This is a genomic window from bacterium (genome assembly GCA_040753555.1).
Lineage (GTDB): Bacteria > UBA9089 > UBA9088 > UBA9088 > UBA9088 > JBFLYE01.
On the sequence record JBFMDZ010000007.1, the window covers coordinates 19,691 to 30,423 of the forward strand.

Sequence of the window (10,733 nt, forward strand, 5' to 3'; positions counted from 1 at the left end):
AATTATGGCAGAGAATATAGGGAGGTTTTTAGAGGGAATTGCTGAATCTATGGTTAGGACAGAAATTATCCTCTTCTTCCATAGAAATCAGTTTGCAATGGATGTAGCAAGGAATATTGCCAGATGGATAGGGAGGGATGTAGCCGTTGTTGAAAAGGAGCTTGTTGGGCTTGTTGAACAAAAAATCCTTGATAGGATGGGAACAGGACCATCTGCCATTTATTCCTATACCCAGGATGTTGAAACTATTGAAACCATAGATAAATTCGTTACAGAGCTTACATTGGGAAGGGAAAAGGTTAGAAGGGCAATGGAGGGCTTAAAACCCTCTCTCTGACTTATGTTCCTACTTTCAAAGACGCTACAATGGATTTTAATGTTGCAATAGCAGATAAAGAGGCGAGATAGCTTGTCTTTGGATTGTCTTTTGAGGGAAGGTTTTCACATTTTATATTTATCCTTCCAAAATCGCCAATTATCAAAATTTCATGGATATTTTTGGTCGTATTTGGGTCTGCTATTATCTCAACCTCTGTCTTATAAGGACCTATTCCAGCAAGGCTTAAGGTTGCAGAAACATTTACATTTGCTGGAAATCCAGCTATTGCATCAAGGGCTGTGCCTTTAAATATTGTTGTCTTTTCTTTAATATTTGAAAGGTTTATTTTATTTTCACAAATATATGGAGCACCCAAAAGCCCTTTTGGAGGTTTTCTTGTTTTTAAAATGACATGCTCAATATTTCCTAATAAAGCTGCCTTTAAACCATCAATCCCTGCAATTGCTCCCGATGGAATATAAATTTTTATTCCCTCCTCCCCTGCCCTTTTAAGCAATTCCTCCTCTCCTAGTAACCCACCAACGCTCATTACCATTAGGTTCTTTTTCTCTTTAATAACAAGGGGAAGAATTTCTTTTACAACATTTACAGAAGAGGCTTCAATAATAAGGCTTGCTTTTTTTATAACATCAGCAATCTCAAGAATCTCTGGTTTTTTTGGAAAAATAGAGGCTGTTTTTTCTGCCCTTTCTTTATCAATGTCACAAAGGCATACCAAAGAAAGAGAAGGAATATCCAAAATTGCCTTCGCAATATAAGAACCAATTGCACCACATCCAATTAAACCAATCTTAATCATAATTAAACTTACCTATTATAATTTCAGCAAATAATGCACCTGCCTCCTTCATTGCCTGAAGTATTGATATACCAAATGCCGCTTCAATTTTGAAAACCAATAGGGTTTTGAAAGAAAAAATTAAGATAGGGCAAGATTGGCTAATCCGCCCATTCGTTGTCTAATATATGGAGCACAATATAACCCAAATTCCTTTTTACTATTATCTACCCACTTAACTTCAGCAAAGTTTATTTCATTTTTTATTTTTACCTTAACTAAATCAAATATAACAAGGTTTATTTTTTTCTTATTACTAGTCAGTTTTACACTATATCCCGCTGTTTCTGTAAACTTTCTATCTGCTTTTTCTATCTTAATCATAGCTTCTTTATTAAATACTTTGCACTCCAATTCATTTACACTATGGGTTTCTATTATAATTGGGAAGTCTTCAATTTTATTTCTATCCATTCTTTTAAGCCTCTCAGATTTTTGTTGTCGGGTTTTTCTATAACCAATATATTCATCGTGATTGATTTCGTTAAATATCAATCCAAAAAGACAGGCATTATCAGAAGAAGTTTCTTCATCACCAAACAATTTTGCTAGAAATCTTCTTTGATCTTCTTCGGGTATAAAACTATTATCTCTAAACTCATAAAAATATTCTTTTGATGTTATACTTCCAAATTCAGAGAAATGAATGGTAAATAAAGATTTAGTCTCATCAATGCTATTTTTGTATGTTACTTCATTTCCCAATATATCTCCTGTTATGCTTTCACAAGGTTTTGATTTTAACCCTACCCTAAGAATTTCCAAAAAGTCCTTTTTTGTCAGTTTAATTCTACCTGCTATTTCTTGTTCTTGGAGAAATCTAATATATTGAAATTTCGCCAATGCTCCCAACAAGAACATTTCAAACAATATCTTGCTACTTTCTAATCTTGTTCCTATCTTTAACTGGATTTTTTCAGGAAGTTCTGGTTTTTCATTACGATTATATCTTAAGGAATTAATTGGAATAGAATTGATAATCTTTTGGTTGTAATACAAAATCGCTACATTTCCTTCAAAAGAATACCCTATCTTCCTTAAAGATTCATTTATCAATGCCATAGATGTATCTGTATTTGACAAAATCATAACTTTGCTCCTAATTTACCTTAAAAGACACATTACACCCTTTATTTTCATTAAGATATAACATTCAAAGCTTTTATTGAATGGAAAAATTTTGGAGATCAATTTGATAATAACTTTCGGATAAAGTTTAAATCTTGTCTAGGTTTTCCTTCTAATATAAACTCGTTGCTTTCCAACACCCTATAATATTTAAGTAACTCTTTGGCTAAATTTTCTTTTGCTTTTTCTTTAGTAGGATTTAGACTTAACCCTAAAACAATTGAGAAGTCTTTTAAATAAACAAAAAGCTTATCATCTGTTGGGACATATTCTAAAGCATTATCCTTCTCTTTTTTCTCAATTCCTAATTTTATCCTTTCTAAAAATTCCTTGTCGCTTATCATTACAAAAAATTATCTCTTTTATAAAAATTATAACCCTATATTCTTAAAAAGTCAAAATATTTTTTAAAAGTTCGATTTTTATTTATAATGAAGTTTTGTTTTATGCAATATATCTTTATACATCATCTCTGCTAGCCCTAAGCTTCCATTTTGTGCGATTGCCTTTGCATATTCATCATAGAGCATATCGGTAAAGATCTCCTCTCCTTGCCCGGCATCAATAAAGCCTGATTTATCAATTGTTTTTCTTAATCCCTCAAGGAGTTTTGAAATAAATATTGTCTCAAATTCAACACAGGCAGACCTTAGTTTCTTTTGATCTGCCTGTGTCTTGTAAAGGTTTAATGGATAAGATTCTATCTTCATTACTTCTTCACTTTCTTTTCTTTCTTTTCCTTCTTATCCTTCTTTGGCTTCTTTGTTTTCTTCTCCTTCATCTTTTTCACCCCCATTACATTATTATAATTTCAGCAAATAATGCACCTGCCTCCTTCATTGCCTGAAGGATAGAGACAACATCTGATGGATTTGCACCAATAGCATTCAATGATGAAACAATCTCTGAGACAGTTATTCCCTCATTCATCAAAATAACGCTTCCCTCTTTCTTCCCCTTTTCCTCTTTGCTTATAACAACCGAAAGATTTCCATGTGATATGGCACATTTTGAAACCCTTATTTCTTCTCCCATTACAATGGTTCCCGTCCTCTCATTTATTACAATCTTTGCCTCGCAATCTGGTTTTACAGATAGGTTTTGGATAATTGAGGTAAAGGATACAGGATCATTTTTAAAATCCTCTGGAATCTCTATCTCAACAAGGGATGGGTCAATTGCCTTTGCTATATTTCCAAGATGGAGGTTTATTACATCTACTATGGATGAAGCGCTTGTAAAATCTGGGTTTTTAAGGTATAAAGATATTATTTTGTTCTTAAATATCTCATCTGCCACCTCCCTTTCAATTACCGCACCATCTGTTATCCTTGCTACAGTTGGATGTGTTTTAGTAAGCTTTCCCATTGATATTGGACCCTGGGCAATTGCATAGACAACGCCATCGGGACCAACTAGGGGTGTTTGGATAAGGATTCCGCCAGATAGGTCTTTACAATCACCAATGGATGATATGGTAATGCTTATCTTTGCTCCCTTTCTTGTAAATGGAGGAAGCTCACAAGAGACCATAACAGCCGCTACATTCTTTACCTTCATCTTTGTCTTATCAACATATATGCCAAAATTGGCAAGCATATTGGCAATAGAATTGGCAGTAAAAAATGTCCCTTTGGAGTCCCCCGTTCCATTTAAGCCTACAACAAGGCCATAGCCAATTATCTGATTCGTTGTCATCCCCTTGATATTCGTAATCTCCTTTATCCTTACTGCAGGCATCGCAAAAATCCCTGCCCCTATTAGTATAAAAATTAAAACCTTACTTTTGACTTTTGACTTTTGACTTTTGACTTTCATCAAAATATCCACCCGAAAAGCTTTTGGAATATCCTTACTCCGATAAATGGCTTTTCCTTGCTTGAAACCTTAATCTCTCCCCTATATTCAATCTTTGCATCTGCCAGATATGTTGAGAGAATAACATTGTCTGGATTTATATCCTCTGGCCTAACAATGCCAGAAACATAAATAACCTGCTCTTCATTATCTATCTTTACCCTCTTTTCTCCCTCTACTAATAAATTCCCATTTGGCATAACCTTTAAAACAGATGCAGAAACCTTTGCGCTAACACCCCCTGTCCTTGATGTTGCCCCATCCTTTTTATACTTGCTCTCTCCCTTTGCCCCAAGCTTTGGAATAATATCAAGGGGTCCTTCTCCCTTTGGAAGACCAAGCTCAAAGCTCTTGCCTCTCTTGTTTGATGAGCTATCTTGTGCCTTTGCAGATTCCATAATAACAACGGTAACAACATCACCTATCCTTGATGCCTTTCTATCTGCAAACATGCTTTTCTCTTGGCTTTCAAGCCACAAGCTCTCTGAAAATATAGGAAAAGCAATAAGGAGACAGTAGACAGTAGACAGTAGACAGGGAAGAGATTTTTTTAAATTCTTACCACAATTTTGCATTTTGCATTTTGCATTTTGCATTTTCTTATCTTACCTCCACTGTCTCCTTGTCTATAACAATTCCTTTAATTATCTTATTTGATGCGAGGTTTCTAAGAGATATCTCCTTTCCTTTATAGCCTGTTGATATAGCCATTCCCTTTGTTTTTATAGAAAATCCATTGCCATTTTTTAAAACAGAAACAATATCACCAAAATGGATTAGAGGAGGCTCTTTTATATAGCTTGAAAGGATTATATTTCCCTCCTGAATTCTCCTTCCTACCTCCCTTCCAACAATTTTTTCATTTTCTGTAATATACCCAGATATGCTTGTTATTTCCCTCTCTTCTTTTTTTATCATATCCTCTGTGATGATGTCTTTTGTATTTAATGGCTTTGCAGCAACAAATACATCCTGAAATTTTCTTATTCTAAAGGATTTCCTTATCCTTTTGCACTCCTTTCCATCAAGTAAGATTTTTATCTCAACTAAGGCATTCTGATATGAAATATTAGAATTTGCCTCTAGTGTAAGGTTTCCATCTGGAAGGGAGAGGTCAGAAATCTTCCTTTCTTCAATCTCAATCCTTCCATCACTAACAAGGCCTTCTATCTTTTCTTTTGAAACCCTCATTATTTCATCTCCTGAAAGCACCTGGGCAGATACATTAAAGGCTATGAATAGCCAATAGCCAATAGCCTTGACTCTTGACTCCTGACTCCTGACTCCTGACTCCTTCATCATCTCTTCAATGTTGTTACCACACCGAGCATAGAATCTGCTGTCTGGATTGCCTTTGAGCTAAATTCATATGCCCTCTGGGCAACAATCATATTAACCATTTCCTCTACTACATTAACATTTGACATTTCCACAAATCCCTGGCTAATCCTTCCAAAACCACCCTCCCCTGGTGCTCCTGTTAAAGGCTCGCCAGATGCACCTGTTTCCTTTAAGATATTCTTTCCCCATGCTGATAAGCCAGCTGGATTGACAAACCTTGCAAGCTCTATCTTTCCAATCTCCTCTGGTGTCTTCATATCCCCTCCCATTATAGCAAACACGGTTCCGTCCTCTGTAATGGATATATTTGTTGCATCCTCTGGGATTGTAATCTCAGGCTGAAGGATATATCCATTTGCATTTATCATCTTTCCTTCTGAATCCTTTGAAAATGTTCCATCCCTCGTATAACCTGTTTCACCATTTGGAAGGAGAACCTGAAAAAAGCCAGGGCCCTCTATTGCAACATCCAATGGATTTTTTGTCTCTTCAAGTGAGCCTTCTAGCTGAATCTTTTGTGTCCCTGCCACCTTTACGCCATGACCAACCTGGACGCCTGTAGGTATCTTTCCTCCACCTGCAATGGGTGTTCCAGGAAGTCTCAGGGTCGTATAAAGCAAGTCCTCAAATTGTGCCCTATCCCTCTTATATCCCATTGTATTCACATTTGCCAGATTATTGGCAATTACATCAAGGTGAAATTGCTGGGCATTCATCCCTGTTGCCGCTGTCCATAAACTTCTCTCCATCTTTATCTACCTCCTATGCTAATCTTCCAAGGTCGTTTATAGACCTTGAAAGAAGCTCATCATATGTTAAAGCAACCTTCTGGTTTGCCTCATATAGCCTTTGGACTTCAATCATTCTTACCATTTCCAAAATAGGCTCGCAATTTGAAGACTCAAGATAACCCTGTTTTACCTCAAAAAATGCGCTTCTTGGCATCTGGTCTGTTTTAAATAATGAATCGCCAATCTTATAAAGATTACCTTTATCTTCAAAATCCACAATCTTAAGATTTGCTATCTCCTCGCTGCCTACCATTATTGTTCCATTCTCTGTTACTACAAAATTTGGATCCTGGATTTGAATTGGTGTATTAAGTGTTGATAAAACCCTATAACCTGATATGGTTTCCAAAAATCCATCCTTGTCTAATGTAAATGCTCCATTCCTTGTGTACATTTCACCGTTTGGTGTTTCCACAGCAAAAAAGCCATCGCTATTTATTGCTAGGTCAAGAGGATTTTCTGTATACTTTATTGCTCCTTGGGTATGTATGGTTGCTATATCATCAATTGCAACACCCTTTGGCAATTCTCCAACAAATGGTGCAGGATCAGATGCTCCAATAGGTGTTTCTACAATCTCATCATAAAGCCTATTTATTTTGAATGAGCCAAGCTCTTTAAAAACCATCTCATCCCTCTTATACCCAGATGTCTCCACATTTGCTAAATTATTTGCTATTGTTTCAATATTTCCCCACAAGCTATTCATTCCCATCGCCGCTGTGTAAAGCCCTCTTTCCATTTCACCTAATATATCGGAAAAATAGAAAAAATACTTAAGAAAAAAATGTCTGGGTTTTAAGAAATATAAAAATCAAAGTAACTATTCAGCCGCGGATGAACTTTGGATGAAACAAAAATAATAGCAATTTTCTTGTAAAAATCAAAGGCTTATTTTAAACTATTTTAACTAATGGCTAAATAAAATGTTTTTTCTTTCCTTAAAGAGACTTGCAAGGCATAGATTGGCTATGATTTCTTTGGGAATCCTTGGCTTTCTTTACATTCTTGCCATATTTGCCAATCTTTTTGCCCCATATCATTACGATTATGAAAAGAGAAATAAGGCATATCACCCTCCTGTTAAAATTCATTTTATTAGGAATGGAAGGTTGGCATTCCCCTTTGTCTATGAATATAAGGTGGAATGGAGGGATTACAAAAGGGTATGGTTTGAAGATAAAACAAAACCCTATCCCATTAAATTATTCTTTAAGGGAAGGCTGTTTGGAATAGAAAACCCTGCGATGCTTTATCTATTAGGCTCTGATTGGAATGGAAGGGATATACTATCAAGGCTTATCTATGGAGCAAGAATCTCCCTATCTATTGGCATAATTGGCGTTCTTATCTCCTTCTCATTAGGCCTTCTTATCGGAGGCATATCAGGCTACTTTGGAGGATGGATAGATACAGCAATTATGAGATTTGTTGAGCTTATTATGAGCTTTCCTGCATTTTATCTATTGCTTAGCTTAAGGGCGATATTCCCTTTAGACCTTCCATCTTGTTATGTCTATATTATGATTGTCATAATTTTAAGCTTCATTGAATGGGGAGGGATTGCAAGGGTAATAAGGGGAATGGTTTTGTCAATAAGAGAAAAGGAGTTTATATTGGCAGAAAAAGCCATTGGTGCATCATCTTTAAGAATAATTATATCCCATATTCTTCCAAATACCCTATCCTATGCAATTGTTGCTGCTTGTCTTTCTATTCCATCATATATCCTTTCTGAATCTGCCCTATCTATGATAGGGCTTGGAATAAATGAGCCGTTTCCATCTTGGGGAAATATGCTCTCTCGAGCAATGGATTACTCTGTTTTATCCTCCTGCTTTTGGATACTATCCCCAGGGTTTCTTATTTTTATCTGTGTCTTGTCTTTTAACCTTTTATCTGATGGCTTAAGAGATGCATTTGACCCGAGGGCTGTTTTTTAAAAAATGGACAAAATATCTTTTTGAATTTATACTTGAATAATGAAAATAGGGGTCCTTTCTGATTCCCACAAGAACCTTTTGTATTTAAGAAAAGCCCTGGAGCTTCTTTTGAAAGAAAATGTCTCCTTCCTTATCCATCTTGGCGATGATTATTCTGACACAAAGATACTTGATGAATACCCCATAGCAAATATTAAGGTTCCTGGTGTATTTGATCCTGAATATAAAGATAGCAATATAAAAAATAGGAGGATTGAAGAAATAGCTGGGTTTTATTTCTTAATCTCCCATACAAAAACCTCGCATAAAAACGACCAGAGCACAGACCTTATTCCAGAGGATATAATTAGTAATGGAGGGATTGATATTGTTTTGTTTGGACACACACATCTTTATGAGATAAAGAAAGAAAACGAAATTATATTTTTTAATCCAGGACACCTTCAAGAAATAGATGCAAAGGGAAGAAGCGCAACCTATGGAATTTGTGAAATAAATGATGAAATTATATTCTCTATTCATTCCCTTGATGGAAATTGCCTTCTTAAAGAAGCCTTTCCCAAATGCAAAAGAGGATAATCATCCTCAATCAAAAAGGAGGGGTTGGAAAAACAACAACATCCGTTAATCTTTCCGCATCTTTAGCCTTGCTTGGAAAAAAGGTTTTGCTTATTGATATTGATCCACAGGGAAATTCCACATCAAGCTTTGGGATTGATAAAAGAAAGGTAAACCCAAATATCTATGATGTGCTTCTTGAAAGGGAAAAAATAGAAAATACAATCCTGCCTACAGGAATAGAAAACCTCTTTCTTGCCCCCTCAAATATATCTCTGGCAGGAGCAAGGATTGAGCTTGTCAATCTTTCCAATAGGGAAAAAAGGCTTAAAGATGCTATTTCCGGGCTTTTAAGCTATGATTACATATTTATTGACCCTCCGCCATCTTTAGGAATTCTCACCCTAAACGGGCTTCTTGCCTCTTTTTCCATTATTATTCCCATTATGATTTCATATTATGCCCTAGAGGGGCTTGTTGAGCTTCTTGAAATGATAAAGAGGGTAAAGAAAAGCTTTAATCCGAGTTTTTCTATTGAGGGTGTTTTAATAACAATGTTTAACTCAAGAACAAGGCTTTCTTATGAAATCTTTGAGGAGGTAAAAAAACATTTTAAGGATAAACTTTACAAAACCATTATTCCTAATAATATAAGGCTTGCTGAAGCACCATCCTATGGAAAACCTGCTATTCTATATGATAAGGCATCAAAGGGTGCTTTAAGCTATTTTGAGCTTGCAAAGGAAATAATAGAGCAAAACATATAGAATTTAGGTATCTACTTTACCTTTTGACAAGTGAACAATAAACCATAAATCCTAAAGTCCATCTAATAAATCCAAATATCTTATAGATTATCCTACTGCATTGTAACGCAAATTATTAAAGGAAAGAAATTCAATTAAAAATTAGCAATGCAAAACTCAAAATGCAAAATGAACTTTACGGTAATTTTGAATTGATAATTGCTAATTTTGCACTGGACATTAAAATTACTCCTTCGTGGTCTTTCATTCTCTTTCATAACTATTCTCTACTCCCTATTCCCTACTCCCTATTTCACAATTCCAATCTTTCCTGTTTTCTTTCCTCCTCCTCCTTCGGTAATGGTTATAGATATAGATGCCAGAGGCAATGTTTTCTGGAACTTCCCATATCTCTGGGCATTTTTCTACATCTATCTCTGCTATTAGCTCACCAGCAATGGTGTAGATTTTAATGATTGCACCCAGGCTATAGATGAACATTCCTTGTCCTTCCTCATTCTTCCTGTAGGGGTTTGGATAGCAAAAGGCATTGCTGTTATCTGTGGTAATGGTTGAGGGTGGAATTTGGGAAGGAAGGGATGAACCTGGCACACCCCCTGTGATAATAAGAAAGCCCCATCTTATGTCCTCGGCAAAGGTTGGTTTTGCAAAAAGGAGGTAGAGAAGCAATACTGGGGGAGCATTTTAGCACACAGGCGATGCACTAAAGTGCTTTTTTGGCGAGTTACTCTCTCTCTCTCTCTCTGTGTGTGTGTTTCATCCCCTTATTTCCCTCCTTGTCCTTTCGCCTTCTGCGACAATTAACTCCTGGGTCTTTTGAATCAGAATGGCTGTCTTTTCCTCGGTTTTCTGAATTAGATCAGCTGTCTTTTCCTCGGTTTTCTGAATTAAATGAGCTATTTCCTTTAAAGTTTCACCCATTTTGTTTAGGGTTTCTTTTATACCTTCTTCCATCTTGGCAATCATCTCTCTCGTTAGTTTTGACTCAGTATATCGTAGCCATTTTCCAACTAATGTTAGTAATTGCCAGAATGCCATTTTTTAAAATTCCTATATTTCGCTACCTTTGTCCAGAATTACCTCTAAACAGGATATATTATATCAAAAACACATCACAAAAACATAGCCTCTTTTTTCCTTTGTAGATTTTTTTGTTAAATACCATCAAAA

Annotated in this window: 15 protein-coding genes; 4 read left to right on the forward strand and 11 right to left on the reverse strand. The window is 35.8% G+C overall.

Going from position 1 to position 10,733, the window contains the following annotated elements; all coding sequences use genetic code 11:
* The first annotated feature begins 4 nt into the window (after nucleotides 1–4).
* The gene (locus AB1630_01375) at nucleotides 5–337 is read left to right on the forward strand and encodes a hypothetical protein (GenBank protein MEW6102460.1); all 333 of its coding nucleotides are present in this window, start codon (nucleotides 5–7) and stop codon (nucleotides 335–337) included.
* A 1-nt stretch (nucleotide 338) separates the two neighbouring features.
* Here the strand turns inward: AB1630_01375 and AB1630_01380 are convergent, their stop codons facing one another.
* The 9 genes from AB1630_01380 to flgF all read right to left on the reverse strand — a co-directional run bounded on the left by AB1630_01380 (nucleotide 339) and on the right by flgF (nucleotide 7,037).
* On the reverse strand, nucleotides 339–1,139 hold the full coding sequence (locus AB1630_01380; protein ID MEW6102461.1) for an aspartate dehydrogenase: 801 nt from the start codon (nucleotides 1,137–1,139) through the stop codon (nucleotides 339–341).
* A gap of 120 nt (nucleotides 1,140–1,259) precedes the next feature.
* Nucleotides 1,260–2,261: a hypothetical protein gene (locus tag AB1630_01385; protein MEW6102462.1), complete on the reverse strand. Its 1,002-nt coding sequence runs from the start codon at nucleotides 2,259–2,261 to the stop codon at nucleotides 1,260–1,262.
* A gap of 104 nt (nucleotides 2,262–2,365) precedes the next feature.
* Nucleotides 2,366–2,650, reverse strand: coding sequence for a hypothetical protein (locus tag AB1630_01390; protein ID MEW6102463.1), 285 nt, complete (start codon nucleotides 2,648–2,650; stop codon nucleotides 2,366–2,368).
* A 78-nt stretch (nucleotides 2,651–2,728) separates the two neighbouring features.
* A complete protein-coding gene (locus AB1630_01395) occupies nucleotides 2,729–3,016 on the reverse strand; it encodes a rod-binding protein (GenBank protein MEW6102464.1) in 288 nt (95 codons plus the stop codon).
* Between the two features lie 85 nt (nucleotides 3,017–3,101).
* On the reverse strand, nucleotides 3,102–4,046 hold the full coding sequence (locus AB1630_01400; GenBank protein MEW6102465.1) for a flagellar basal body P-ring protein FlgI: 945 nt from the start codon (nucleotides 4,044–4,046) through the stop codon (nucleotides 3,102–3,104).
* A 77-nt stretch (nucleotides 4,047–4,123) separates the two neighbouring features.
* Nucleotides 4,124–4,759, reverse strand: a complete 636-nt coding sequence (locus AB1630_01405) for a flagellar basal body L-ring protein FlgH (GenBank protein ID MEW6102466.1) — start codon at nucleotides 4,757–4,759, stop codon at nucleotides 4,124–4,126.
* Nucleotides 4,760–4,763: 4 nt separating this feature from the next.
* A complete protein-coding gene (gene flgA / locus AB1630_01410; protein ID MEW6102467.1) occupies nucleotides 4,764–5,465 on the reverse strand; it encodes a flagellar basal body P-ring formation chaperone FlgA in 702 nt (233 codons plus the stop codon).
* Nucleotides 5,462–6,253 carry a flagellar basal-body rod protein FlgG gene (gene flgG / locus AB1630_01415; protein MEW6102468.1) on the reverse strand — a complete coding sequence of 264 codons (792 nt, stop codon included), beginning with the start codon at nucleotides 6,251–6,253 and terminating at the stop codon, nucleotides 5,462–5,464. Before flgG ends, flgA begins: the two co-directional genes overlap by 4 nt.
* A 13-nt stretch (nucleotides 6,254–6,266) precedes the next feature.
* Nucleotides 6,267–7,037 carry a flagellar basal-body rod protein FlgF gene (gene flgF / locus AB1630_01420; protein ID MEW6102469.1) on the reverse strand — a complete coding sequence of 257 codons (771 nt, stop codon included), beginning with the start codon at nucleotides 7,035–7,037 and terminating at the stop codon, nucleotides 6,267–6,269.
* 184 nt (nucleotides 7,038–7,221) lie between these two features.
* Here flgF and AB1630_01425 point away from each other — a divergent pair, with 184 nt between their 5' ends.
* Genes AB1630_01425 through AB1630_01435 form a run of 3 tightly spaced genes read left to right on the forward strand, consistent with a single transcriptional unit; the run spans nucleotide 7,222 to nucleotide 9,563 of the window.
* The gene (locus AB1630_01425; protein MEW6102470.1) at nucleotides 7,222–8,238 is read left to right on the forward strand and encodes an ABC transporter permease; all 1,017 of its coding nucleotides are present in this window, start codon (nucleotides 7,222–7,224) and stop codon (nucleotides 8,236–8,238) included.
* A gap of 39 nt (nucleotides 8,239–8,277) precedes the next feature.
* Entirely contained in the window at nucleotides 8,278–8,817 is a 540-nt protein-coding gene (locus tag AB1630_01430) for a YfcE family phosphodiesterase (protein ID MEW6102471.1), read from the forward strand.
* On the forward strand, nucleotides 8,802–9,563 hold the full coding sequence (locus tag AB1630_01435) for a ParA family protein (protein MEW6102472.1): 762 nt from the start codon (nucleotides 8,802–8,804) through the stop codon (nucleotides 9,561–9,563). Before AB1630_01430 ends, AB1630_01435 begins: the two co-directional genes overlap by 16 nt.
* A 273-nt stretch (nucleotides 9,564–9,836) precedes the next feature.
* On the opposite strand, the gene AB1630_01440 is transcribed toward AB1630_01435, so the two are convergent.
* Nucleotides 9,837–10,232 carry a hypothetical protein gene (locus AB1630_01440; protein ID MEW6102473.1) on the reverse strand — a complete coding sequence of 132 codons (396 nt, stop codon included), beginning with the start codon at nucleotides 10,230–10,232 and terminating at the stop codon, nucleotides 9,837–9,839.
* An 87-nt stretch (nucleotides 10,233–10,319) separates the two neighbouring features.
* Nucleotides 10,320–10,601, reverse strand: a complete 282-nt coding sequence (locus AB1630_01445) for a hypothetical protein (protein ID MEW6102474.1) — start codon at nucleotides 10,599–10,601, stop codon at nucleotides 10,320–10,322.
* Nucleotides 10,602–10,733 lie beyond the last annotated feature (132 nt).

Excerpts from the sequence above, each read along its gene's own strand:
- AB1630_01375 (MEW6102460.1), top strand. The coding sequence starts at position 5 with ATGGCAGAGAATATAGGGAGGTTTTTAGAGGGAATTGCTGAATCTATG.
- AB1630_01380 (MEW6102461.1), bottom strand. The coding sequence starts at position 1,139 with ATGATTAAGATTGGTTTAATTGGATGTGGTGCAATTGGTTCTTATATT.
- AB1630_01390 (MEW6102463.1), bottom strand. The coding sequence starts at position 2,650 with ATGATAAGCGACAAGGAATTTTTAGAAAGGATAAAATTAGGAATTGAG.
- AB1630_01395 (MEW6102464.1), bottom strand. The coding sequence starts at position 3,016 with ATGAAGATAGAATCTTATCCATTAAACCTTTACAAGACACAGGCAGAT.
- AB1630_01400 (MEW6102465.1), bottom strand. The coding sequence starts at position 4,046 with ATGCCTGCAGTAAGGATAAAGGAGATTACGAATATCAAGGGGATGACA.
- AB1630_01405 (MEW6102466.1), bottom strand. The coding sequence starts at position 4,759 with ATGCAAAATGCAAAATGCAAAATGCAAAATTGTGGTAAGAATTTAAAA.
- flgA (MEW6102467.1), bottom strand. The coding sequence starts at position 5,465 with ATGATGAAGGAGTCAGGAGTCAGGAGTCAGGAGTCAAGAGTCAAGGCT.
- flgG (MEW6102468.1), bottom strand. The coding sequence starts at position 6,253 with ATGGAGAGAAGTTTATGGACAGCGGCAACAGGGATGAATGCCCAGCAA.
- flgF (MEW6102469.1), bottom strand. The coding sequence starts at position 7,037 with ATGGAAAGAGGGCTTTACACAGCGGCGATGGGAATGAATAGCTTGTGG.
- AB1630_01425 (MEW6102470.1), top strand. The coding sequence starts at position 7,222 with ATGTTTTTTCTTTCCTTAAAGAGACTTGCAAGGCATAGATTGGCTATG.
- AB1630_01430 (MEW6102471.1), top strand. The coding sequence starts at position 8,278 with ATGAAAATAGGGGTCCTTTCTGATTCCCACAAGAACCTTTTGTATTTA.
- AB1630_01435 (MEW6102472.1), top strand. The coding sequence starts at position 8,802 with ATGCAAAAGAGGATAATCATCCTCAATCAAAAAGGAGGGGTTGGAAAA.
- AB1630_01445 (MEW6102474.1), bottom strand. The coding sequence starts at position 10,601 with ATGGCATTCTGGCAATTACTAACATTAGTTGGAAAATGGCTACGATAT.